Source organism: Streptomyces albicerus (genome assembly GCF_008905045.1).
Classification (GTDB): domain Bacteria; phylum Actinomycetota; class Actinomycetes; order Streptomycetales; family Streptomycetaceae; genus Streptomyces; species Streptomyces albicerus.
Genome location: NZ_VWMY01000011.1, coordinates 151,758 through 176,560 on the forward strand (window position 1 = coordinate 151,758; position 24,803 = coordinate 176,560).

General features: G+C 70.3%; 20 protein-coding genes. 9 read left to right on the forward strand and 11 right to left on the reverse strand.

Features of this window, described 5'->3' with window-relative positions; all coding sequences use genetic code 11:
* A partial coding sequence (locus GAS53_RS11795) for an MFS transporter (RefSeq protein ID WP_151477499.1) occupies positions 1-1,074 on the reverse strand: 1,074 nt, incomplete at its 3' end.
* 54 nt (positions 1,075-1,128) lie between these two features.
* Between GAS53_RS11795 and GAS53_RS11800 the strand changes: the two genes are divergently transcribed.
* Positions 1,129-1,872 carry an AraC family transcriptional regulator gene (locus GAS53_RS11800; protein ID WP_151477500.1) on the forward strand — a complete coding sequence of 248 codons (744 nt, stop codon included), beginning with the start codon at positions 1,129-1,131 and terminating at the stop codon, positions 1,870-1,872.
* 27 nt (positions 1,873-1,899) lie between these two features.
* On the opposite strand, the gene GAS53_RS11805 is transcribed toward GAS53_RS11800, so the two are convergent.
* Together GAS53_RS11805 and GAS53_RS11810 are read right to left on the reverse strand one after the other, a co-directional pair.
* On the reverse strand, positions 1,900-3,105 hold the full coding sequence (locus tag GAS53_RS11805) for a cysteine desulfurase-like protein (RefSeq protein ID WP_151477451.1): 1,206 nt from the start codon (positions 3,103-3,105) through the stop codon (positions 1,900-1,902).
* Between the two features lie 175 nt (positions 3,106-3,280).
* Entirely contained in the window at positions 3,281-3,712 is a 432-nt protein-coding gene (locus tag GAS53_RS11810; protein ID WP_151477452.1) for a helix-turn-helix domain-containing protein, read from the reverse strand.
* 75 nt (positions 3,713-3,787) lie between these two features.
* Between GAS53_RS11810 and GAS53_RS11815 the strand changes: the two genes are divergently transcribed.
* Positions 3,788-4,669 carry a class I SAM-dependent methyltransferase gene (locus tag GAS53_RS11815; protein WP_151477453.1) on the forward strand — a complete coding sequence of 294 codons (882 nt, stop codon included), beginning with the start codon at positions 3,788-3,790 and terminating at the stop codon, positions 4,667-4,669.
* A gap of 171 nt (positions 4,670-4,840) precedes the next feature.
* Here GAS53_RS11815 and GAS53_RS11820 read toward each other — a convergent pair whose 3' ends face one another.
* Complete coding sequence (locus GAS53_RS11820; RefSeq protein WP_151477501.1) at positions 4,841-5,209, reverse strand: DUF805 domain-containing protein; 369 nt, start codon at positions 5,207-5,209, stop codon at positions 4,841-4,843.
* A gap of 617 nt (positions 5,210-5,826) precedes the next feature.
* Between GAS53_RS11820 and GAS53_RS11825 the strand changes: the two genes are divergently transcribed.
* Both GAS53_RS11825 and GAS53_RS11830 read left to right on the forward strand, forming a co-directional pair.
* Positions 5,827-7,491 carry an alkaline phosphatase D family protein gene (locus GAS53_RS11825; RefSeq protein WP_151477454.1) on the forward strand — a complete coding sequence of 555 codons (1,665 nt, stop codon included), beginning with the start codon at positions 5,827-5,829 and terminating at the stop codon, positions 7,489-7,491.
* 171 nt (positions 7,492-7,662) lie between these two features.
* Positions 7,663-9,039, forward strand: coding sequence for an alpha-lytic protease prodomain-containing protein (locus GAS53_RS11830; protein ID WP_151477455.1), 1,377 nt, complete (start codon positions 7,663-7,665; stop codon positions 9,037-9,039).
* A 59-nt stretch (positions 9,040-9,098) separates the two neighbouring features.
* Here the strand turns inward: GAS53_RS11830 and GAS53_RS11835 are convergent, their stop codons facing one another.
* From GAS53_RS11835 to GAS53_RS11865, 7 genes are all read right to left on the reverse strand, one after another.
* Positions 9,099-10,226, reverse strand: coding sequence for a serine hydrolase domain-containing protein (locus tag GAS53_RS11835; protein WP_151477456.1), 1,128 nt, complete (start codon positions 10,224-10,226; stop codon positions 9,099-9,101).
* On the reverse strand, positions 10,223-11,143 hold the full coding sequence (locus tag GAS53_RS11840) for a DUF6895 family protein (protein ID WP_151477457.1): 921 nt from the start codon (positions 11,141-11,143) through the stop codon (positions 10,223-10,225). The genes GAS53_RS11835 and GAS53_RS11840 overlap by 4 nt, the downstream gene beginning before the upstream one ends.
* The gene (locus GAS53_RS11845; protein WP_151477458.1) at positions 11,140-12,150 is read right to left on the reverse strand and encodes a DUF6895 family protein; all 1,011 of its coding nucleotides are present in this window, start codon (positions 12,148-12,150) and stop codon (positions 11,140-11,142) included. Before GAS53_RS11845 ends, GAS53_RS11840 begins: the two co-directional genes overlap by 4 nt.
* Positions 12,147-12,857, reverse strand: a complete 711-nt coding sequence (locus GAS53_RS11850; RefSeq protein ID WP_151477459.1) for a hypothetical protein — start codon at positions 12,855-12,857, stop codon at positions 12,147-12,149. The genes GAS53_RS11845 and GAS53_RS11850 overlap by 4 nt, the downstream gene beginning before the upstream one ends.
* Before the next feature lie 22 nt (positions 12,858-12,879).
* Positions 12,880-13,068 (reverse strand): hypothetical protein, encoded by a 189-nt coding sequence (locus GAS53_RS11855; protein ID WP_151477460.1) that lies wholly within the window; start codon positions 13,066-13,068, stop codon positions 12,880-12,882.
* 323 nt (positions 13,069-13,391) lie between these two features.
* Entirely contained in the window at positions 13,392-15,140 is a 1,749-nt protein-coding gene (gene polX, locus GAS53_RS11860) for a DNA polymerase/3'-5' exonuclease PolX (protein ID WP_151477461.1), read from the reverse strand.
* A gap of 346 nt (positions 15,141-15,486) precedes the next feature.
* Entirely contained in the window at positions 15,487-17,949 is a 2,463-nt protein-coding gene (locus GAS53_RS11865; protein ID WP_151477462.1) for a SpoIIE family protein phosphatase, read from the reverse strand.
* A gap of 213 nt (positions 17,950-18,162) precedes the next feature.
* Here GAS53_RS11865 and GAS53_RS11870 point away from each other — a divergent pair, with 213 nt between their 5' ends.
* The 5 genes from GAS53_RS11870 (at position 18,163) to GAS53_RS11890 (ending at position 24,750) form a co-directional block, all read left to right on the forward strand.
* A complete protein-coding gene (locus GAS53_RS11870; protein ID WP_151477463.1) occupies positions 18,163-20,229 on the forward strand; it encodes a SpoIIE family protein phosphatase in 2,067 nt (688 codons plus the stop codon).
* A gap of 281 nt (positions 20,230-20,510) precedes the next feature.
* Positions 20,511-21,221, forward strand: a complete 711-nt coding sequence (locus tag GAS53_RS11875) for a ThuA domain-containing protein (RefSeq protein WP_151477502.1) — start codon at positions 20,511-20,513, stop codon at positions 21,219-21,221.
* A complete protein-coding gene (locus GAS53_RS11880; protein WP_151477464.1) occupies positions 21,191-22,318 on the forward strand; it encodes a Gfo/Idh/MocA family protein in 1,128 nt (375 codons plus the stop codon). Before GAS53_RS11875 ends, GAS53_RS11880 begins: the two co-directional genes overlap by 31 nt.
* 216 nt (positions 22,319-22,534) lie before the next feature.
* On the forward strand, positions 22,535-23,392 hold the full coding sequence (locus GAS53_RS11885; RefSeq protein ID WP_151477503.1) for an AAA family ATPase: 858 nt from the start codon (positions 22,535-22,537) through the stop codon (positions 23,390-23,392).
* A complete protein-coding gene (locus GAS53_RS11890; protein WP_151477465.1) occupies positions 23,389-24,750 on the forward strand; it encodes a vWA domain-containing protein in 1,362 nt (453 codons plus the stop codon). Before GAS53_RS11885 ends, GAS53_RS11890 begins: the two co-directional genes overlap by 4 nt.
* The last annotated feature ends 53 nt before the right edge of the window (positions 24,751-24,803 follow it).

The window sequence follows — 24,803 nt, forward strand, 5'->3', positions numbered from 1 at the left end:
CGCCAGGGCTGTTTGCAGAGATGTCTTGTCGGCGACGCTGCCGATGAGAGGACTCATCAGGCCACCGACGCTGACGGTCAGACCGAGTGTGATCCCGCTTGCGGTGCCGACGCGCGAGGGCAGGTAGTCCTGGCCGAGCGTGACCTGCAGCGAGAACGGGACGTACAGGCCGGCCGAGGTCAGCGCCACGAACAGGTACAGAGCCGGGCCCGGTACGAAAACCACGCCCGCGACTGAACCCGCCGTGAGCAGGTACGACCAGCGTGAAACGGTGACCCGGTCCCAGCGGTTGGCCAGCATGCCGCCCAGTACGGAACCCGCCGCGCCGCCGAGGTAGAGCACGAACAGCGCCGCGGTGCCCGCCGCCGTGCTGCCGTCCACGCGCTCCTTGGCGAACAGCGAGATGAAGGTGCTCAAGCCGATGAAGACGATCGACCGACAGACCACAGCCAGCGACAGTTTCACGAACGATGCCGTGTCGTCCGCGGCCGCGGCCGTCTCCGCCGTACCGGCCCCGGCGGACCGGCGCTTCTCCAGCGCACGTAGCGCGGGCAGGCACAGCACGGCACCGACGAGTGCCGGCAACACGAGCAGCGGCGTCAGGCGCAGACCCCCGGTGGCGACAACGGCAGCGACCATGAGCGGGGCCGCCGCGAAGCCGAGGTTGCCGCCCAGCGAGAACCAGCCCATCGCACTGTGGCTGCCCCGACTGGCGAGCCGGGCGACCCGCGCGGACTCAGGGTGATAGGCAGCCACGCCTACCCCGGACACCGCCACGAACACGAGGGTCAGTGCGTAGGAGCCGCTCACCCCGCTCAGCGCGATGCCCAGGCCGCCCAGCAGCGTGCTGACCGGGAGCAGCCAGGGCATCGCCCAGCGGTCGGTGAGCACACCGAACACCGGTTGCGCCACCGACGACAGCAGGGAGGCGGCGAGCACGATGCCCGAGACAGCGGCATAGCTGTAGGCGCGCTCGGCGACGAAGAACGGCACCAGCGATGCCACGGCGCCCTGGTAGATGTCGACGCAGGCGTGGCCTACCGACAACAGTGTGATCGATGCATTCTTTCGCACCCCGTCATCGTCCGCGCCGGGGGCCGTGTCGCACTTCCGATAATCTGCCAGATGATGACGCAGATCCGCCATGAGCCGGTCGCCCCGACCCGCACCCGGTCGCTGGCACCCGGGGCCGCGATCGATGCCCACCGCCACGACGACCACCAGATCGTCTACGCCGGCCGCGGAGTGCTGGCCGTCACCACTGACGCAGGCTCCTGGGTTGCCCCGGGCACCCGTGCCATCTGGGTACCCGCCGGCACCGTGCACGCCCACCAGGCCCACGGTGAGCTGGAACTGCACCTGGTGGGGCTGCCGGCGACCGAGAACCCGCTCGCCCTGGAGACACCGACCGTGCTCGCCGTAGGCCCGCTGCTGCGCGAATTGATCGTCGCCTACGCAGGCGCCCAGGACGACAACAGCCCCGAACGGGCCCGGCTACGCGCGGTGTTGCTCGACCAACTGCGAGCCTCGCCCCAGCAGCCACTGCACCTGCCCACGCCCACAACGCCCCTGCTACGGACGCTGTGCGACATCCTGCGCACCGATCCGGCCGACAGCCGCACCCTCGCCGAACTGGGCCATGAGATCGGGACGAGCGACCGCACTCTGTCCCGGCTGTTCCGCAGCGAACTCGGCATGACCTTCCCGCAGTGGCGTACCCAGTTGCGGCTCCACCACGCGCTGGTCCTGCTGGCCGACAACACACCAGTGACCGCGGTCGCGCACCTGTGTGGCTGGTCGTCCGCCAGCGCGTTCATCGACGTCTTCCGGCGCACCTTCGGCCACACTCCGGGCACCCACTCGCGGGCCTGACGGACTGCTCTCCAATTTCCTGCCCCCTCAGGGCGTCAGGAACTCAGCCAACCCCGACAGGAGCCGTTCGACGTCATCCATGTTGTTGTAGGGGGCGAGGCCGACGCGGAGGCCGCCGGTGTCGCCGAGGCCGAGTCGGCGGGAGGCCTCGACGGCGTAGAACGACCCCGACGGCGCGTGGACGCCGCGCTCCGCGAGGAAGCGGTATGCCTCCGTCGACGAGCGGTCCTCGAACGTGAGCAACACGGTAGGAGTGCGGTCGGCCGCCTTCGAGTGGACCTGGACTCCCGGCAGTGAGGACAGACCCTTGTCCATGTGGGTGCGCAGGACCTGCTCGTGTGCTTCGAGTGCCGTGAAGGCCGAGGCAAGGCGCTGTCGTCGTGTTCCTGTGGCATCCGTGTCGAGACCGGCGAGGAAATCGACCGCCGCTCCGGTGCCCGGGAGGAACTCGTAGGGCAGCGTGCCCAGTTCGAAACGTTCCGGGACCACGTCGGTGGAGGGCAGAAGCTTGTCCGGCTGCAGTGCGTCCAGCAATTCCGGCCGGGCGGCGAGGACTCCGTGGTGAGGGCCGAGGAACTTGTACGGGGAGCACACGAAGAAGTCCGCGTCGAGTTGCTCCACGTCGACCAGCGTGTGGGCGGTGTAGTGGACACCGTCGACGTAGACGAGCGCTCCGGCGTCGTGCGCCAGGCGGGATATCTCGGCGATCGGGGGACGCGTTCCGATCAGATTGGAGGCGGCGGTGACAGCGACCAGCCGGGTACGCGGGGACAGAACGGCGCGGATGTCGTCGGCGGTCAGTTCTCCGGTGGCGGGGTCGAAGTCTGCCCAGCGCACAGTGGCACCGGCCTGGGCGGCGGCTTGGATCCAGGGGCGGATGTTGGCGTCGTGGTCGAGGTGGGTGACGACCACCTCGTCCCCGGGTGACCAGGTCTTGGCGAGGGTGCGGGAGAAGTCGTAGGCGAGTTGGGTGGCGCTGCGGCCGAAGACGATCCCTGTCGGGTGCGCTCCCAGAAGGTCGGCCAGGGCCTGACGGGTCTTGGCGACGATGGTCTCGGCGTTGCGCTCCCCCGGTGTCCCTTGACCCCGGTTGGACAGGGGCTGTGCCAACGCGTCGGCGATGGCCCGGATGACGGGTTGCGGGGTCTGGGTACCGCCGGGGCCGTCGAAGTGGGCGGTTCCGGCGCCCAGCGCCGGGAACTGGGAGCGGAGGGCGGCGATCTCGTACGTCAAGAGAGCTCCTGTGGGTGCCGTGCCGGGGCAGTTGGCTGTGCTGTGGGCCCTGCTCGTCGAGCCGACCGCCCCTGCATCGTGATCGCTCGACCCGCCTGCCACAAGGTCCACGCACCCGTCCGCTTGGCTCTGGCTGCCGGCTACACACACCACCCTCAGCCGCCAGGAACGGGTTTCACGGTGGCCCCGGGGGCCGCTTCCTCGGCAGGACAACAGCGCCGGACGCCACGACCTTGAGAAGGCGGCGGAAGGTGGAGCATTCCATGTGGCTCGGCGCGGGGCAGGCAGCGGCGTGTCGCAAGGAGTCACGCAGGACGCCCAGTTCGCGGATCCTCCTGTCCAGTTCCTCCGCCTTGGCCACAAGCAGCTGCCGGTCGATGCGCGGCTGTCCGTCCGGCGCGAACATGCGCGCGATCTCATCGAGCGAGAACCCGGCCGTGCGCCCCACCGCGATCAGCGCCAGGCGCTCCAGTACCCCGGGATCGTACTGACGGCGCAGGCCTCGCCTGCCGATCGAGGCGATCAGCCCCTTTTCCTCGTAGAAGCGCAGCGTCGAGGCGGGAACCCCGGCGCGGCGCGCCACCTCGGCGATGTCCAGGTCTGTCATCCTCTTGACCTCAAGTCGACTTGAAGTAACACGCTTTCACCTAGGCTCGATGAAGGCAAGCATCAGGAGACGAACATGGACGTCACGCGCAGGACCGATGATGAACAGGCGGCACGTTGGAGCGGGACCGCCGGCCACGCCTGGGTCGAGGCGCAGGCGGTGTTGGACGATGTACTGAGGCCCTTTGAAGGTCTACTCGTCGAAGCGGTGTCCTCCGTGCACGGGGGCCAGGTGCTCGATGTCGGCTGCGGCACCGGTAGCACGACGCTGGCCGTCGCACGGCGGCTCGGTTCGGCGGGCCGCTGCGTCGGCATCGACATTTCCGAACCGATGATCACCGCCGCCCGGGCGCGCGCCGAGCGGGAGGGCACACCGGCGTCCTTCATCCACGCCGACGCACAGGAGCACGCGTTCGAACCCGCCACCTTCGACGCCGTCATCTCGCGCTTCGGAGTCATGTTCTTCAACGACTCCGTCCGAGCGTTCGCGAATCTGCGGAGTGCCGCGAGGGACGGGGCCGGGCTCCGGTTCATCACGTGGCGCGGCCCTGCGGAGAATCCGTTCATGACGACGGCCGAACGCGCCGCGGCACCGATCCTGCCGAACCTCCCTGCCCGCCGGCCGGACGAGCCGGGCCAGTTCGCCTTCGCGGACCCGGACAGGATCGAGCGCATCCTGACGGAGAGCGGGTGGGCCGGGATCGACGTCCAACCGATCGACGTGGCCTGCACCCTGCCCGAAAGGGAACTGGTCCCTTACTTCACCCGGCTCGGTCCAGTCGGCCTCGTCCTGCCCGAGGTGGACGAGCAGACCCGCGCACAGGTCGTCGAAACAGTCCGCGCCGCCTTCGACACCTTTGTGCAGGGCACGGAAGTCCGCTTCACCGCGGCCTGCTGGATGGTCGACGCCCGAGCATCGTCCACGTCGACCGCGCCGAAGGACACAGCCAACACGTGAGCGGCGGATTGTCGCTTGGGAAGATTCCTCGAGTTCGTCCGGCGGATCCTTCCGTGCCCGGCGCGCCTGGCACGGCTGAGCCGACCCACGGGAGCCGGCCGCCGACGAGGCCCGCCACCTCGTGCTGATCCGACGAAGGCGGCGGCCGTACCGTCGCAGTGCATGACCGATTCAGTCGACGGGGTGGCCGCCGGCCTTGGGTGGAGGGCCGTACTGGTTGGCGCCTGGGGCGCCGTCCACCGTCATGCCCACGAGGTAGACGATCGGGCCGACGACCGGGATCAGGGCGATGAGCATCGTCCGGCCGGACTTGCCGGTGTCGTGCAACCGGCGGACGGAGACGCTCAGCATGGGCACGAGGAGCGGCAGCAGGAGGACGCTCAGCAGCGGGACGTTGATCGCGAAGCTGATCCCGACGAGCACGACGGCGGCGCTCACGTAAGGCAGCGAGAACCACCAGTACTCCGCGCGCCGGGCGCGACCGGAGAACGTGGCGTACTTGGCGGTGAGGCACGTGCGTGCCGCGTCGGCGAACGACATGCGGGTCACGGCTTTCCTTTCGTAGAAACGTCATTGGGGACACGGCGGATCGGGCGACGGGGCGCGGCCGTGCCGACGGTGTCGGTGTCGGCGGCGGCGCCTCTGCGGCGTGGGCCGTACGGCCGGAACCCATTCGGATAGGCCTATCCAATTCGCGATCCAGATAGGCCCTTCCGATTCACCATGGCCACAGTACCGCTGAAAGTGGATAGGGCAATCCGATTGCTGGAGCGGCGGATGTGATCCCCGTACCTAGGACGACGACACCTCTCCCCCGCACCGGCCGTGACGTCGAAGGCAGGCAGGTCGCCTCAAGGGCGGCGTCTGCAGGGCCCAACCCCGGCGTCGAACCGGCGATCCTTCGTGCGGACAGTCGCTCCCGTACCGCCTCTTGTGTGAACACTCCGCAAGGCGTGCCGGTTTTGTGCATTTTGTCTGCTTAGCATGCAGGCTCCGCGCCCCGGGGAACGGTGTCGCCACACAACCGCCCAGGGGCGCGGACCGCGCCTGCCGTCCAGGGCTCGCTGTCGGCATGCGCGGGGGCGACTGCCCGAGGGCGACTCGCTCGTCGTGCGGCTCGCCCGTCGATCCGCCTACCCCGTACGAGAGGACACCAGATGGCGCTGACGTGCCGTCACAGACCGCCGTCCGAGCATGCCTTCTCCTCGCACGACGCCGTTCTGCGCACCGCCGCCCCGCACATCGCCCGCCGCCGCTTCCTGACCGTCACCGCGGCGGCGGCCGCCCTCGCCTTCGCCACGAACCTGCCGGCCCGGGGCGCGGTCGCCGCTCCGGTGCGCGGCGCGGCGCGGATCCCCACCGACCCGTTCACCCTCGGTGTCGCCTCCGGGGATCCGCTGCCGGACTCGGTGGTGCTGTGGACCCGGCTCGCGCCGGAGCCGTTCGAGGCGGACGGCGGCCTGGGCGAGCAGCGTGTCCTCGTCGAGTGGGAGGTGGCCATGGACGAGTGGTTCGTCCTCGTCGTGCAACGGGGCACCACCGTCGCCTATCCCGAGTACGGCCACAGCGTGCACGTCGACGTCAAAGGCCTCGACCCGGGCACCTCGTACTTCTACCGGTTCCGGACCGGTCCGTGGATCAGCCCCATGGGACGTACCCGCACCGCACCCGCCGAGGACACCGCCCCCACGAGCCTGAAGCTCGCCGCCGTCGCCTGCCAGGCCTACCAGGACGGCTACTACACCGTGCACCGGCACCTTGCGCAGGAGGACGTCGACGTGGTGTTCCACCTCGGCGACTACCTGTACGAGTACGCCGTGGACTCCGCGGGAGGAGCCCGCCAGTACGCCGCCGGCACCCTGCCCGACGTGTTCAACCGCGAGACGCTGACGCTGGCGGACTACCGGATGCGCTACGCGCTCTACAAGAGCGACCCGGATCTGCGTGCCGTCCATGCCGCCCACCCGTTCGTCGTCGCCTGGGACGACCACGAGACCGAGAACAACTACGCGGACGACCACAGCGAGAACGCCGAACCGCCCGAGCAGTTCCTGCTACGGCGCGCCGCCGCCTACCGCGCGTACTGGGAGAACCAGCCGCTGCGCACCGCGCAGCGGCCCCAGGGCCCCGACGCGCGGCTGTACCGCCGGTTCCACTGGGGCACGCTCGCCCAGTTCGACATCCTCGACACCCGCCAGTACCGCTCCGACCAGGCCTACGGCGACACACCGCACGTCCCCGGGCCCGAGTCCGACGATCCGGCGCGCACCATGACCGGCAACGCGCAGGAACGCTGGCTGATCGACGGATGGCGGGCCTCCACCGCGGTGTGGAACGTGACGCCGCAGCAGGTGTGCTTCTCGCAGCGTAAGTTCGACGTGAACGCGCAGGCGAAGGTCTCCATGGATGCCTGGGACGGCTACCGCGCCTCCCGCAACCGGATCGTCGCGGGAGCGAAGGCGGCCGGCGTCGACAACTGGATGATCCTCACCGGTGACGTCCACGTCGGGTACGCCTTCGACATCAAGGACGACTTCGACGACCCGCGGTCCAAGACCCTGGGCACGGAGTTCACCTGCACCTCCGTCGCCAGCGGCAGGGACGGCGTCGAGAAGCCCGCCAACTGGGACACCTACATGCGGGCCAACCCCCACCTGAAGTTCTACAACGGCAAGCGCGGCTACCTCCGGGTCGAACTCGGACGGCAGACGGCCCGCGCCGACTTCAGGACCGTCTCGGCCGTCACCAAGCCCGGTGCTCCCATCACCACCGCCGCCTCCTTCGTCTCCGAGGCGGGCGCCCCGGGCCTGAAACCGGCCTGAGTCGCCCAGGCACCTCCTCGGCGGCGGCGCCCGTCGCGTACTGCACATGACACGCCCGTCGTCCCCCAAAGCGCGGAATGTCTTCATATTTGACATCGCGTCGGGCTTTTCCGGCTAGGCCGCCTATGGCATCGCCACAGTCTCACCCGTACTCAGAAGGAGGTACACCGCATGGTCGGCAGACATGCCGCGGGCAGGCGCCGCGTCGCCCTGACCGCACTCGGCACCCTCGTCCTCACCGGGATTCCCACGGCCGCGGCGGCCGAGCCGCCACCCGCGCCAGGGCCCTCGCCCTCCGCCGCCCAGACACTCGGCGCCGACAAACCGTCGGCTCAGGTTCTGCGCGCGATGGCACGCGACCTGAAGCTGACGCAGAAGCAGGCGGTCACCCGGTTGGTCAACGAGGCCGAGGCGGGCACCCGTGCGGGCCGCCTCAAGAACACTCTGGGCGGGCACTTCGCCGGAGCCTGGGTGCGCGGGGCGACCTCCGCCGAGCTCACCGTCGCCACCACCCACGCGGCGGACGTGCCCGCCATCCGGGCCCAGGGCGCGAAGGCCACGGTCGTCAAGACGCCGTTGAGCACCCTCCAGGCCGTCAAGAAGAAGCTGGACGCGGCCGCCGGCCGCGTCAAAACCCGTAACACACCGGTCTGGTACGTCGACGTGCCGACGAACCGGGTCGTCGTCCAAGCGACGAAGCAGTCAGCCGCCACCGCCTTCATCAAGGCCGCAGGCGTCCAGGGCCGGGGCGTGGCTGTCCGGGTGTCGGCGAACCGGCCCCGGCTGCTGGACGACATCGTCGGCGGTGACGCCTACTACATCAACGGCACCGCTCGCTGCTCCGTCGGCTTCGCCGTCACCAAGGGCCAGCAGCAGGGCTTCGCCAGCGCGGGCCACTGCGGCAAGCCCGGTTCGAGCACCGCGGGCTTCAACATGGCCGACCAGGGCACGTTCCAGGCGTCCACGTTCCCCGGCAAGGACATGTCGTGGGTGGGCGTCAACAACGACTGGACCGCCACGTCCGACGTCAAGGGGGAGGGCGGCCAGCGGGCGCAGCTCGCCGGTTCGGCCGAGGCGCTCGTCGGGGCGTCGATCTGCCGCTCGGGCTCGACCACCGGATGGCACTGCGGCACCATCGAGCAGCACGACACGAGTGTCAGCTACTCCGAGGGCACCGTCGACGGCGTGACCCAGACAACGGTGTGCGCCGAACCGGGCGACTCCGGTGGCCCGTACGTCTCCGGCGCCCAGGCGCAGGGCGTCACCTCCGGCGGCTCGGGTGACTGCACGAACGGCGGGACCACCTACTACCAGCCGGTCAACCCGATTCTCAGCGACTTCGGTCTCGTCCTGAAGACCGCGTCCGGCGGGACCAACCCGCCCGCTTCGCAGGGCAACGTCGCGGCGGGCGCATGGGCCACCGGTCGCGTCTACGCGGTCGGGGCCACGGTGACCCACGCGGGTGTGCGCTATCGGTGCCTGCAGACCCACCAGGCGCAGGGCGCGTGGTTGCCGAACGGCACCCCGGCCCTGTGGCAGCGGGTGTAAGTCGTACGGCTCTTCCGGTGCGGGGGCGCCGCTCCCGCACCGGCCGCTCCCGTTCTTCCCTACTCCTCCGCGAGAAGCGCGTACGCGGTGGCGACGAACGGGTCATGGGCGCGGAAGCGACGGGTGCACAGCGCGGCCAGGGCCGTGCCGGTGTCGGGCCGGAAGCCCAGGAACGCCTGCTGACCGAGGGTGGCCCCGCCGTGGAAGTACATCGGCCCGGCGCCGGTGGGGTGCCGGAACCAGGCCACGGTGTGCACGTGCCGGTGCCCCAGACCACGTCGGAGCACCGGCGTACGGACCGACCGCAGCGCACCGGCCAAGGGTGAGCCGGACGGGTCGAGGTGGGCTTCGAGGAAGGTGAGCAGGTCGTGCGGGGTGGCCCGGACCGCACCCGCCGCCTGGAAGCCGCCGGCGTCGAAGGCGGGGACGGGCGTGCTGCCGTCCTTGCCGTGTCCCACGGCGTCGGTGTGCGGGCCCCGGGCCCGCAGGGCTATGTCGCTCAGGGCGAGCGGACGCAGGACGTGATCGGTGAGCAGGTCCTCCCACGCCGTGCCGGTCGCCGCCGCGACGGCGTGACCGAGCACGGAGACCCCGAAGTTGGAGTACCGCCACCGGGTGCCGGGCCGGTGCCTCGGGCGATGCCGCAGGAAAGCGTCGATGACGCGCGCGGCCGGGTAGCGGGCATAGGGGTTGGTGCGCCAGGCGGGCAGTCCCCGGACGAAGAAGCCGGTCGGCAGCGTGGGCAGTCCGGACGTGTGGGTGATGAGGTGGGCGAGCGTCACCGGAGCCGCGTCGGTTCGCCGGGCCGGGTCCAGGCAGGCGGTGGCCGGCTCGCCCCCGGACAGCAGGCCGCGCCGGATCAGCTGGGTCAGCAGCAGTCCGGTGAGCGTCTTCGAGGCCGACCCGAGTTCGTAGCGCAGGTCCTGACGGGGGGTCGGCGGGGGCGGGGCGGTGCCTCCGCAGTGGATCGTGCGGCGGCCGTGCCGGGAGACGGCGAAGACGACGTCGGGTGCGTCGGCGGCGTCCACGGCCGCCTGCAGCCGCTGATGCAGTTCCTCGCCGTCCGTGCCGGTGGCCGCCGAGGGGCCGCCGGGCACACGGGCGTCGTCGGTGCCCAGCCGGTCGCCCGCCCGGAAGTCCTCCGCATCGTGCGGGTCGCCCGGCCAGCGCGCGCTCCGGCCGGTCATGAGGGGGCGTGCGCGAGCTGGGTCAGCGCGCGGGAGGTGGCCAGTACGGAGGCGAAGGCGGCGACCAGCGTCGGGTGGTAGACGGTGTCGAACACCTCGTCGGGCTCGCCCTCGGGCATGGTCCGCACGGCGGGCATGGCGCCGTCGGGCTGCTGCGCGGCGGCGAAGCCTTCCCAGGCCCGCTCGTCGAGGGTGGGGCGGGGCAAGCAGGCGTCGACGACGAGGAGTTCGCCGAGCAGGTCCCAGCGCTTCAGGTCCAGCCAGTCGTCGATCCACACGGGCAGCCACATGGTGAGGTAGTCGGCGATGTCCGGTGGCAGGCCGTCGGGGCGCTCTCCCCAGTCGGTGAGGTGGAACACCGTGTGGGTGAGGTCGTAGGCGATGTGCCCGGAGACCGTCCAGGGCTCGGGCGTGCGGGCCAGCCAGGTCGCGCCGACGAGGTCCGCCTCGGGCGGACGGGGCGTGAGGCCGAAGCGGCGCTGGAACGCGGACATCCCGAGGCGTCGGGTCGGGTCGAGCTCGAGGGCCGCCCAGCTGTTCAGCCGGTGGTAGAGAACGGTGGCACGCTCGACATCGGGCTCGCTGTACCCCAGCTCCTTGTAGGGGAGGTACACCTCGAACGGGATGGGCGAGAGCGGCTCGACGCGCTGGCCGCGTACCAGCATGCGGCCGCCGTCCAGGGTGTGCCGCCAGGTGTGGTCCACCAGCCGACGCGCCAGGTCGGCCTGTCGGGATCCGGCCACTCCCTCGCGGAACAGGACCCGGCAAATCAGGGCCAGTTCGCCGACCGGTTTGAAGCGCTCCAGGAAGCCCACGTCCGGATCGACGTCGGGTTCCAGGCGGAATCCGTCGCGATGGGCCCACAGCCACTCCAGGGCACGGACACCGACGGTGTGTATCAGACGGGTATCGGTCATCCGGGAACTCCCTGTTCGCCGTACCGGCTCTGCATATCGGCCGCGTGCGGCCCACGGCTGTCGCGGCCGTCCTCGTCGGTGCCGCCGGTGAGGCGCTTGACGGTCAGTGCCGCCGCGAAGGCGGCCATCAGGGTGGAGTGATAGCAGTGGAGGAAGTCCCGCTCGGGGTCGGCTGCGGCGTCCTCCTCGATGGGAGGGTCCTCCACCGGGAGCGCGCCCGAGCCGTGCTGCGCCCGCGCGATCCGGGTCCAGGCGTCCTGCAGCGTCGCCGGATCAGGTGGACAGGGAAGGCTCGCGGCCACGACCAGCAGTTCGCAGCTGAGGTCCCACATCCCTGCGTCCAGGCAGGTGTCGAGCCACGGCGGCAGCCAGTCGGCCAGGTAGGCGGCCAGGTCCGCGGGGACGCCCTGGGCGGTGCGGCCCCAGTCGGTGAGGTGGAAGACGACGTGGGTGAGCGCGTACCCGGAGGAGCGCTCGAACGTCCATGGTTCCGGCAGTCCGCCCAGCCAGGTGCGGCGCAGTGCCTGCGCGGTCTGCTCCGGCCGGTGGATGCCGCTGCGACGCTCGGCGCTCAGAATGCCGAGCCGGCGGGTCGGTTCCTGCTCGGTGAGCCGCCAGCCGCGGGTGCGGGCCACCGTGGCGGCGGCGGCCTCGTACCCGGCATGCCGCAGCCCGGCGGCGGCGAAGACGGAGTACACCTCCAGCGGATACGTCGCGAAGGGCTCCAGCCGTTGGAGTCGCAGGAACAGCTCGCCCCGGCCCGTCTGCTGCCAGGCGAACCCCAACAGGTCGGACACGCACGCGTGCAGCGGGTCCGACGGCGCGGTGTGCCGACGCATGCTCGCGCATGTCTGGGCCAGTTCCCCGAGCGGTTTCCACGTGCGGTCGACCTGGCCGTCGGCGGTGAGCGCGTCGTCCGCCAGCGCGAAGTCGCCGCGACGCGCGGACACCCAGGCGAGCGCGGCGGCCTCCACCTCCCGGATCTTGCGGACGTCCACAGCGGTCATACGAACGCTCCGGTCCACCGCATCGCCCGTGCCGCCTCCACCTGCAGGGCAACACGCGGGTCGCTGCCGCCCATCAGCTCCACGAAGTCCAGCCCGGTCTCCAGTCCGAGGGTGTCCGGCACCCCGTCCAGCAGGGTCAGCCAGCGTCCGGCTCCGGCGGCCTGCTGCCAGTCCCTGCGGCGCACCGCCCGTACGAAGCCCCGGGCGAGATCGACCGGGCGGCTCCGGGCCACGCGGGCCACCGCGCAGTCCTCTCCGGGCACCGCGAGAGGCGCCAGGACGGCGAGTTGGTGGGTCAGGAACGGCCAAGTCGCCTCGTCGAGCCAGCCGGCCTCGGGTTCCGCACCTTCGTCACCTGCGGGTGAGCCGGCCTGGGGCGCATCGAGCCGACGCAGCGTGCGGCTCATGGCCCAGTGGCTCCACACGACGATGGGGGCCGCGTCGGCGCGAGGCGGGAAGGCCTCCACCGTCTGCCGGAACACAGTGAGTGCCTCCGGAGCGGCCGGAGTGCGGGAGAGAATGTGCGGCAGCAGCAGGTCTGCTCCCAACACGCGTACGGCTGCGACGGCGAGGCCTCCCGCAAGGCCGTCCACCGCGCCGGTGCCGGCCACTCGCACGTGGTCTCCGCCCCGGAGGGCGGAGACCACGTCGGACGAGAGGTCCTGCACCGCGCCCTGCAAGAGGGCCGAAGTGCCTGACTGCTCCATTCAGTTACTCCCGTCGGCTCGCTCAACCCTTCTTGGGGCGGGGGGTCGGCGGTGACAGCAGCAGCTTGGTGTCTGCGGAGAGCAGCGCCAATGCGGCGCATTCGCGACTGTCACGGTAGACGCCGTCAGGCTCGGCGGGGTCGAGTGCCGCCTCGATGTCGACGCTCTGGATCCCGGTGAGTTCCTCGATCGCCTTGTCCGTGGAAGGCATACGACCATCTCCTCTGGGTTTGCCAAACAGCCTTCGTAACCCAGATCACCATATGGACACAGGAGGCGCAAATTTTCACATAACCCACAGTAAGTAACTCTTTCAACATCTCGGACATTCGCGGCACGGTGCGACGGTCGATCGGCGGACGCGGAACGGAGGGGCCGTGTCGAGCGTCGACCAGGACCGGAAGAGAGGGCCGAAGGTCGCCACAACTCCCGGCGCACTGAGAGAAATTGACGTGGCATCAGTTTGATAGGCACCGCTCATCGCGCGGTGCGCCGTTCGTCCTCTTCCCTCGTCGGACTGTGTCACCGCCGAGGTCAGGCGGCGGGCCGCCCCTTGCGCAGGAAGCGTCGCAGCCGTGCCTGAGGCCAGGTGTTGATCACGTCGTCGATGGTGAGCCAGCCGCGCTGTGCCGTCCCCACGCCGTAGCGCATGTTGGCCAGATGGACGGTGGAGTGCGCGTCGCTGTCCACGGCGAACTTCACCCCGTGCCGCCTGGCCCGCAGGATGTGCTCGTCGGACAGGTCGAGCCGGTCCGGATGGGCGTTGATCTCCAGGGCCGTGCCGGTGCGCGCGCAGGCGGCGAAGATCTCGTCGAGGTCGGCATCGAGACCCGGCCGCTTGCCGATGATGCGGGTGGTGGGATGGCCGATGATGTTCACGTACGGGTTCTCGCAGGCTCGGACGATGCGGCGGGTCAGCGCCTTGCGGCCCTGGTTGAAGTGCGAGTGCACCGAGGCCACGCACAGGTCGAAGCCGGCGAGGAACTCCTCCGGCCAGTCCACGCCCCCGTCGGGGTCGATGTTCAGTTCCGCCCCGTGCAGCAGCCGCAGGCCGCGCCGCCTGCCGTGCTTGCTGTAGGTGCCGTCGAGTTCCCGCACGCGCTCGCGCTGGGACAGCATCCGCTCGTCGGTCATCCGCTGCATGTACAAGTTCGGTCCGTGGTCGGTGATCGCGTAGTAGGCGTAGCCGCGCTCGGCGGCCGCGGCGACCATCTCCTCCAGAGGGGCGAGGCCGTCGGTCAGGTCGGTGTGGGTGTGCAGGTCGCCCCGGATGTCCTTCTCCCTCACCAGGTCGGGCAGTTCGTCGTGCAGCCCGGCCTCGATCTCCCCGCGGTCCTCCCGCAGCGTGGGCGGGATCCAGGGCAGGCCGAGGCGGGCGTACACGTCCTCCTCGGTCTCGGAGACGATCTTCTTGCCGCTCTCGACGTCGAACAGCCCGTACTCGGAGAGCTTGAGTCCCTGGTGCACGGCCAGTTCCCGGGTGCGGATGTTGTGCGCCTTCGAACCGGTGAAGTACTGGAGCGCGGCTCCCCAGGAGTCCGGCGGTACGACGCGCAGGTCGACGGACAGGCCCTTGGTGGTGCGGACGGACGTCTTCTTCTCGCCGTGCGCGATGACCTCCGAGACGTACGGCAGCTCGGTGAACGCCCGCATCACGGGCGCCGACCTCCCGGCCGCGGCGAGCACGTCGATGTCGCCGATCGTCTCGCGGAAGCGGCGCAGCGACCCGGCGTAGGTGCAGCGCCGGCAGCCGGTCACCCGGGACAGTTCGGCGACGATGTCGTCGGCGAGGTCCATGGCGACGTCGAGCAGGACCCATTCTCCGGAGGACTGGAGGAGTTCGACGCCGTGGAGGATGTTCTCCTCCGTCTTCGGGCCGAAGCCCTTCAGATCGCGCAGCCGCTCCGCGTGGATGGCGTCGACCAGTTCGTCGATCGAGGAGACGCTGAGCTCCTCGTACAGCGTCAGCGCCTTCTTCGGGCCGAGCGTGGGGATGGCTGTCAGCCGTCGGACGCCGGCCGGGATTTTCGACCGCGCCTCCTCGATCGCGGACACATGGCCGCTGCGGAAGTACTCCACGACCTTCTCGGCGATCGACTTGCCAACGTTGGGTATCTCCTGAAGGCCCTTGGCGTCGAGTGTGGAGACATCGGTGTGATGGCCGCCGATCGCGCGGGCGGCCTTCTCGTAGACGCGTGCCTTGAACGCGTCTCCTCCGGTGATCGCGATCAGGTCCGCGTATTCCTGGAACAGCGCGGCGACCTCGTCGTTGGATCGGGCCATGGCATGCCCTCTATCGATTGGGCTTCGCCGCGCCGACCGAAGCGAGCGGTCCGACCGTCACGGGTGCGCCGGTCATCATGTCGCGTACGCCCTGAGCCATGAGACGCTCCCTCGCTCGGTGCGCGACAGTGTCCGTCACCGCCGCTCGCCACCGAGTACCCGCGAGGCCGTCGCGGAAGCGGGGGCGTGGCCTCACACCGAGGGGCGTTCTGTCCTTGGGCCACGGCGTGGGTCGCGAGTAACAGCGGCGGTGCGCGAGCCTCCCCTCCCGGTCATGGCGACGCCGGGTGAAGCGATCGTGCACCGAGAAGACATACGGAGGCATTGGACCGGCGGTTCCTCTCGTTCACGGGATCTCCTGTTCGGCCCAGATGATCTTTCCGCCAGACGTGTACCGAGCGCCCCAGCGATGGGCGAGCTGGGCCACCAGAAAGAGGCCACGGCCGCCTTCGTCCATGCTCCGGGCATGTCTCAGCCGCGGGGCGGTACTGCTGGCGTCGGCGACCTCGCAGGTCAAGCGGGAGTCGCGGAGCAGCCGCAGCCGTATGGGCGCTGTGGCATAGCGAATCGCATTGGTGACCAGCTCGCTCACGATGAGCTCGGTGGTCATGGCCAGTTCCCCGAGGCCCCAGGCTTCCACCCGGCGAGTCGCCCGGGCTCGGAGTTCAGCGACGGCGGCCGGGTCCACGGGCACGTCCCACGAGACGACATGGTCGGCACTCAGGGCGTGTGTGCGCGCCAGGAGAAGGGCGATGTCGTCGGGTTGAGGCACGGGCACAAGCTGCTGCACCGCGGACGAGCACAGTCTTGCGAGGTCGGGGTCCGGCTGGGCCAGCACGTCGCCGAGTCGGGACATGCCCAGCTCCATGTCGCGGTCGGCTCCCTCGACGAGCCCGTCGGTGTAGAGACCGATCAGGCTGTTCTCTGCGAGCTCGATCTCGGTGGTCTCGAACGCCATCCCTCCCAGCCCGAGCGGAGGCCCGGCGGGGGGTTCCGGGAAGGAGACCTGCCCGTCGGGTGCGACGACGACAGGTGGCGGATGTCCGGCCCGGGCCATCGCGCAGCGCCTCGTGACGGGGTCGTAGACGGCGTACAGGCAGGTTGCTCCGAGGAAGGCGGTCGCGCTCTGGTTGGCCACCTCGTCATCGGACTTCTCCTCGCTCAGCCGGAGCACGAGGTCGTCGAGGTGAGCCAGCAGTTCGTCGGGAGGCAGCTCCATGTCGGCGAGGGTCTGAACGGCGGTACGCAGTCGGCCCATGGTCGCCGCCGCGGTGATGCCGTGGCCGACTACATCGCCGACGACGAGGCCCACGCGGGCGCCGGACAGGGGGATCACGTCGAACCAGTCGCCGCCGACCCCACCCGTCGGGTCCGCCGGCAGGTAGGAGGAGGCCACATCGAGCGCTGTTCCGCCCGTCAGAGCGTGGGGCAGCAGACTGCGCTGAAGCGTGACCGCTGCCGTGTGTTCCCGGGTATAGCGGCGGGCGTTGTCGACGCACAGCGCGGCTCGTGCCACCAGCTCCCGGGCCAGCAGGACATCGTCGGGCTGGAACGAGACGGGATTGAGCGACCGTACGAACGTGGTGAGGCCAAGGACGGTGTTCCGCGCCCGCATCGGCACGGCGATGAGGGAGTGCAGTCCGAACTCGCGGATGCTTGCCGCTCTCGCGGGCTGCTCGGTGACCCACAGGCCGTCGGACGGATCGAGGACCGGGATGAGAATCGGCTCGCCGTCGATGAGGAGATTCACGTCGTGCGCCGGGGGGAGGAAGTCCACCCTGTCCCCGATCCGCGCCACGGCCTCAGGGCAGCCCTCTCGTACCGAGCTCATTCCGGCGCGGCGCATCGTCGGCCTGGCGGGTGCCGGTCCCGCATCGGTCAGCCACGCTCCGTGGCCCTCGGTGCTGAGGACGGGCTCCAGGACATCGACGACGACGAAGTCCGCGAAGCGGGGAACGGCGAAATCGGCAAGCTCCTGAGCCGTTCCCATCACGTCCAGAGTCGTGCCGATGCGGGTCCCGGCTTCGTTGACCAGCGCCAGGAGCTGGCGGGCGTTCCACCGCTCGGTGACGTCCAGGACCATGTAACAGACCCCGGTGACGGAGTTGTCGGCGTCCATGAGAGGGAAGAACGAAGTGGAGTAGGCGTGTTGGCGGTGTGGATCGGCCCAGCTCCATCCCACGTACTCGTAGTCGGTCACCGGCTCACCGGTCACCAGCACCTTGCGCATCAGACCCTCGATGGTCTCCGCCTGCAGCCCGGGCAGCAGCTCGCTCAGACGACGCCGCAGCCGCTGCTCACGAGGCACACCGCCGAAGCGTTCCAGGGTGTCGTTCAGCCACACGTAGCGCAGCTCTGTATCCATCACCGCCATGCCGACCGGCGAGCGGGTCAGGAACCCGTCGAGGACGGACTGGCCCACCGTCCATTGCTGCTTCTGCTCCCGTGCCGAGATCAGAAAGCACTCGTCTACGCCGATGCGGAAGGACGCGGAGACTCGCAGGTCGACGTCGATACTGCGGCCGTCGCGGTGCCGTACGGGGATGAGGCCGCTCCACCCCATCCCGGCGCGGCAGCGCTCGGCGACGCCGGCCACACGTGCGGGATCCCCGGGCATCGCCAGCAGACGCGCGGCGGAGCCGCCGACAACCTCCGGCGCCGGATGGCCGAGGAGTTCTTCGGCGCCCCGCGTCCAGCCGATCACGACGCCGTCGGCGGACACCACCGCTGCCGCGTCACTGGACGCGTCGAAGAGATCGCGCGGTCCTGCGGAACCGGGCGCATCGGAACCATTTCGCGCAGAATCCATGGGCCCCATCCTTTACACGACTATGTTCCTGCTTGTCCGCCCGATGTGCACGGGCCCGGCGAGAGACGGCCGGACCCGCCTCCCGGACGTGCCGCTCGCCGATGGGCGTGGGGCAGAGGCAGCATGGAAGTGCCGGTAGTCAGAACCAGGTGTGCGGCAATGCCGACAGAGGTCGGCACGGCCGGCCGGCCCGCCGGTGGAGGAGGATCAGGGATGACCGCCGAATCCTTCCAGACCAACGGTGACGAGTACGATCCCGAGCCGACCAGGCCGATCGGCCTGCTGGATGTGCTGAGCGTGGCCGCGGTGGTCGTCGACGCCGAAGGGCGCATCGTGTTCTGGACCCCGCAGGCCGAGGAGCTCTTCGGCTACACCTCACAAGAGGCTCTCGGCAAGTACGCAGCGCGACTGTTCATCGACCCCGAGCACCTGCAGGCCGTCTCGAAGCTGTTCGCAGAAGTACTGGAGACGGGCCGGAGCTGGGCCGGCGCCTTCCCCATCCGGCACAAGGACGGCAGCAGCCGCCTGATGGAGTTCCGCAACATGCGGCTGCTGGACGACCTCGGAGACGTCTACGCTCTGGGCATCGCGGCCGACCACACCCTGCTCCAGCGCGTCGAGACCGATCTTGCCCTGTGCGAGCGGCTGATCAACCAGTCCCCGATCGGTCTGGCCCTCATGGACGCCGACCTGCGGTATCTCCTGGTCAACCCGTCACTGGAGCGCATCGACGGCATCCCCGCCGAGGACCACATCGGCCGTCACCTGAGGGAGACCCTGCCCTTCCCCGACGTCGACACCGTCGAGTCCGCACTGCGGCAGGTGCTCACCACCGGCACCCCACTGCTCGACCAGTACCACGTGGGCCGCCCCCCGACCGACCCCGACCACGAGCACGCCTGGTCTCTCTCCTTCTACCGGCTGGAGGACCCCGGCGGGCGGGTCCTGGGTGCGGCCGCCTCGGTCGTCGACGTCACCGAACGGCACCGCGCGGCCGCCGAGGCCGACCGGGCCCGGCGACGCCTGGCCCTCATCGCCGACGCCTCCACGCGCGTCGGCACCACCTTGGAGGTGGAGCAGACCGCCCGCGAACTGGCCGAGATCGCCACCCCCGAACTCGCCGATGTGGTCGCCGTCGACGTCTTGGACTCCGCACTGGCCTGCCGCCGGGCACGCAGACCGGACAACGGACCCGAGCTGTTCCGCGCCCTCGCCCTGAAGGCGGCCCACCCCACCGTGGCGTTGCGCGCCGCCGACCCTCCCGGTGACCTCGCCGCCTACGACGGTGACCGTCTGGTGACCCTGTGCGTCCACACGGGCCGGCCGGTCCTGGTGCGCCATGTCGGCGACCAGGATCTGCCGAGGATCGCCCGCGACGCCGAGGCCACCTCACTCCTGGCCCGCGCAGGCGTCCACTCCTACCTCGCCGTGCCGCTGATCGCCCATGGCGAGGTGCTCGGCGCCCTCGACCTCAAGCGCACCCGCAACCCCGTCCCGTTCGACGAGGACGACGTCGTACTGGCCGGCGAGCTGGCCGGCCGCGCCGCCGTGGCCATCGACAACGCCCGCTGGTTCCAGAGCGTGCGCAACACCGCCCTCACCCTCCAGCGCAGCCTGCTGCCCGACCACGCGCCGCACCACACCGGCCTGGAACTCGCCTCCCGCTACCAGCCCGCCCAGGCGACCAGCGAGGTCGGCGGCGACTGGTACGACGTCATCCCCCTGGCCGACGACAGAACCGCCCTGGTCGTCGGCGACGTCATGGGCAACGGCATCGACGCCGCCGCCACCATGGGCCGGCTGCGCACCGCCACCTGCGCCTACGCGGACCTCGACCTCGCCCCGGAAGCCGTGCTCCAGCACCTGGACAAGATCACCCGCGACCTGGAGCACTACATCGTCACCTGCCTCTACGCCGTGTACGACCCCCGCACGAGGAAGTGCCACATGGCCAACGCGGGACACATGCCGCCGGCCCTGGCCCGCCCCGGACACGCCCCCGCACTGATTGAGCTGCCCCCCGCGGCCCCGCTCGGCGTAGGCGGCATCCCCTTCGAGACCACCACGGTCGACTTCAGCCCCGGCGACCTGCTGGTCCTCTACACCGACGGCCTCGTCGAGACCCGGCTCCACCCCATCGACGACCGTCTGAACGTCCTGCTCAGCTTCCTCGACGAACCCCACCGTCCCCTCGAAGAAACCTGTGATCTCCTGCTGTACGGCCTGCGCCACCCCGACGACCACGACGACGTCGCCCTCCTCGTTGCCCGGGCTCTGTAGGTCGGGGAGCGGGGCCGTCCCGAGACAGGGGACGAGAGCGGTCCTCACGCCACGCGGTCGGTAGGGCGGACCGGCCCGGTCTGCCCGGCCAGTGGCGGGTGCCCGGCCGCGAAAACTTTCCGAAACCCGGCAACCCTCCCCTGTGCACGGGCGGCTGGCGCATCCTGTGGTCAGCGGTGCCGCCCACCCTCAAGTCCGGGAGCACGCTGATGGCGCTGTTCTCCGCCGTCGAGGCGAAGACCTCCGACCAGACCGGGGCGACGGCCCCACGAAGGAACAAGATGACGCGGAAGAAGGCCCTGGTAGTCCGAGGCGGATGGGAGGGACACCAGCCGGTCGAGGCCACGGAGCTGTTCCTGCCCTTCCTCCGAAGCAGCGGATACGACGTCCGGATCGAGGAGTCGACCGATGTCTACGCCGACGCCGCCGAGATGGCCGGCACCGACCTCGTGGTGCAGTGCGTCACGATGTCGGAGATCAGCACCGAGCAACTGTCAGGGCTGAGCTCGGCGGTCGTGGCCGGCACCGGTTTCACCGGCTGGCACGGCGGCATCGCCGATTCGTTCCGCGCCTCCTCCGACTATCTCCACCTGGTGGGAGGCCAGTTCGCGACCCACCCCGGCAAGGAACCCTGTGAACGTCGGGGAGGCGCGGAGGACAACTACCTACCCCACGTCGTCAACATCACCGAACTCGGCCGCGAGCACCCCATCACCGCGGGCATCGAGGACTTCGAGCTGCACACCGAGCAGTACTGGGTTCTCCACGACGACCTGATCGACGTTCTGGCCACCACCACCCATCCCGTCCGCCCGTGGCAGCCCTGGCACCGGCCGGTCAGCTCCCCGGCGGTCTGGACCCGCCGGTGGGGCGCCGGGCGCATCGTGGTGACGACACCCGGGCACAGCGTCGACGTGCTGGAGAACCCCAACGTCCGCACCCTCGTCGAAAGGGGCATGCTGTGGGCGACGCGCACCGCATCGGCGTCGTAGGTCTCGGAGTCATCTCCCGCGCCTACCTGGACACGCTTCACGGCCATCCCGCCGTGCGCGTGACCGCGGTCGCCGACCTCGACGCCTCCCGGTCGGCCGCGGTCGCCGCCGAGCTGCCCGGCGTCGAGGCACTGACCGTCGGGGAGTTGCTGAGCAGCCCGGACGTGGACACGGTACTGAACCTCACCGTCCCCGCGGCCCACGCCGAGATCGCCCTCGGCGCCATCGGCCGTGGGAAGAACGTCTACGGAGAGAAGCCGTTGGCCGCGACCCTCTCCGACGCCCACGCCGTGATGGAGGCCGCCGCTCGGGCGTCGGTCGGCGTGGGGTGCGCGCCGGACACCGTCCTGGGCACCGGAATCCAGACGGCACGGGCGGCCGTGGAGGCGGGCAGCATCGGACGCCCGTTGTTCACCTCGGCCGTCATGGTCACCCCGGGGCACGAACGCTGGCATCCCCACCCCGACTTCTACTACGCCGCCGGCGGTGGCCCTCTGTTGGACATGGGGCCGTACTACCTCTCGTCCCTGGTCCACCTGCTGGGGCCGGTGCGTGCCGTGATCGGGGCGTCCAGTCGGCTGCGTACCGAGCGCGTCATCGGCTCCGGCCCGCGCGAGGGCGAGCGTATACCGGTCGAGGTGGACACCCACGTCTCCGGTGTGCTCGAGCACGTGGGCGGCACCCTCACGACGATCACGACGAGCTTCGACGGCGTGGCCACCACGGCCGCGCCGATCGAGGTCCACGGCGAGGCGGGGACCCTCACGGTTCCGGACCCCAACTGCTTCGACGGCGATGTGCGGCTCTTCGGACTCGGCGACACGAGTTGGCGCACGCTCCCGCCGTCGGCGGGCTACGTCGGCGGCGCACGAGGCGTCGGTCTGCTCGACTTCATCTCCGCCGACGGGCAGCGGGCGCCTCGCGCGAACGGCGACCTCGCCCTGCACGTGCTGGAGACGATGAGCGCCCTCCTCCACTCGTCGGCCACGGGACGACGGATCGAGCTGACGACCTCGACAGCCCCGCCCGCCCCCGTTCCGCTCACGACCGCCGCGGAGTGGAGAGGAGACGCCACCCGCCGACCCGCTTCGCCGTAAGCCGGCGAGCACGATCGGCGACCGACGGCGGGCCGCCCCGTCTGATTCACTCCTGCCGGCTCCGGAACACTTCACGGTGCACTCACGTCGCAGGAGTCCGCGAGGAACCCATCGGTCTACCGGTGCCGCGTGGGTGCCATCACACGTGACAGCGGAGGTGAACAAGCGCTTAGATAGTGGCCCGACCATGCCTGCGCCGCGCTGGAGGCCCCGTTGCTGTTCACATCCGTCGACGATGTCTCGGCACGCCTCGCCGAGACCGGGTATCTGGCGTCGCCCGCGGTCGCCACGACGGTCTTCCTGGCCGACCGCCTCGGCAAGCCGCTCCTGGTGGAGGGCCCGGCCGGGGTCGGCAAGACCGAACTCGCCAAGGCCGTCGCCCAGGTCGCCGGGGCGCGGCTGGTCCGCTTGCAGTGCTACGAAGGTGTCGACGAGTCCCGGGCGCTGTATGAGTGGAACCACGCCAAGCAGTTGCTGCGCATCAGCGCCGGCCGCGACGAGAGCTGGGACGAGGCGCGCACGGACATCTTCAGTGAGGAGTTCCTGCTGGCGCGGCCGCTGCTGACCGCCATCCGCGGCGAGGAGCCGAAGGTGCTGCTGATCGACGAGACCGACAAGGCCGACGTCGAGGTGGAGGGCCTGCTGCTCGAAGTGCTCAGCGATTTCCAGGTCACCGTCCCCGAGTTGGGCACGATCACCGCGACCAGTCGCCCCTTCGTCGTCCTCACGTCCAACGCGACCCGCGAGCTGTCCGAGGCGCTGCGCCGCCGCTGCCTCTTCCTCCATATCGGCTTCCCTGACGAGGAGTTGGAGCGTCGCATCGTACGGCTGAAGGTGCCGGACCTCGACGACGCGCTGGCCCGGTCCGTGGTGCGGGTGGTCGGGGCACTGCGCGAGATGGACCTGCGGAAGGTCCCGTCGGTCGCCGAGACCATCGACTGGGCGCGCACGCTTCTCGCACTCGGGGCCGACACTCTCGACGAGACCGTCGTACGCGACAGCCTCGGCGTGATCCTCAAGCATCAGGACGACGTCCTCAAGGCGGCAGCCAAGCTCGACCTGGACGCCATGTGAACGCCCCGCCCGGAGTGGCCGAGCGGCTGACGGGTCTCGTCGGGGCGCTGCGCTCGCACGGCGTCCGCATCGGCACCGGGGAAACCGTCGACGCCGCACAGGCGTTGGAGGCGCTCGGCCTCGCGGACCGGGAACGGCTGCGCGAGGGGCTGGCCGCCACGCTGCTGCACAGCACGGGCCAGCGGCGGGTCTTCGATCCGGTCTTCGACGTGTACTTTCCGCGTCGTGCCGGTGCGCCGAGCAGCGAAGAGCCCCTTGATCGGGAGGATCTGCGGGACCGGCTCGCGGCCGCGCTCGCCGCCAATGACCAAGCATTGCTGGGCCAGTTGGCGGTCGAGGCGGTGGCCGGCTTCGGCGGGTACGGTTCCTCACCGAGGTCGGACGGCTGGTCGTCCCACCAGGCGCTCGACCGGCTGCGCCCGCAGACGCTGATGGCGCGCGTGCGGGACAGCGTCAGGGCGCAGGCCGGAGGAGCCGGGTTCACCGACCGGCTGCTGGAGGACGAGATCCGGCGGCGTATCGAGGCCTTCCGTGCGCAGGTGGCCACCGAGGCGCGACGCCGGGTCGCCGAGCGGCGCGGCCGCGACGAGATCGCGCGGCGGGCGGTGGCCACGACCGCCGACCGGGTCGAATTCCTCTTCGCCGGGCGGGACCAACTCGCCGAGCTGCGCAGGGTGGTTCAGCCACTCGCGCGCAAGCTGGCCACCCGGCTCGCCGCGCGCCGCCGCCGCGCCTCCCGCGGCACCATCGACCTGCGGCGCACCCTGCGCGGGTCGCTGTCGACCGGCGGGGTGCCGATGCGGCCCGTACTTCGCCGACGCCGCCCCATCCGGCCCGAACTGGTGCTGCTGTGCGACGTGTCGGGCTCCGTGTCGGGCTTCTCGGACTTCACGATGCTGCTGGTGCAGGCGCTGCACGACCAGTTCAGCAAGATGCGGGTCTTCGCCTTCGTCAACCGGATCGACGAAGTCACCGGGCTGCTCGCGCATGGTGCGACCGACCCGGAGGGGCTCGGCACCCGTATCCGGTCGGAGGCGAAGCTGACCGGCTGGCACGGCAGCAGCGACTACGGCATCGCCTTCGGCGAGTTCACCGAGCGGTACACCGACGCAGTCGGCCCGCGCACGACCGTTTTCGTTCTCGGCGACGCCCGTACGAACATGAGCGACCCGAACCTGCCGGCCGTGCGGCAGCTCTGCGAACGGGCCCGCCGGGTCTACTGGTTGAATCCGGAGCAGCGGTCCCAATGGGGCACGGGTGACTCCGCCGCACCTGCCTATGCCGAACTCGTCGTCATGCACGAGTGCCGCAACGCCCAACAGCTCAGCAAGCTGATCGCGCGCCTGCTGCCGGTCTGACCGAGCCGTGGGTCGTGGGGAGCATGGCTCAGCAGTTCGTTGTCCTGCTCGGT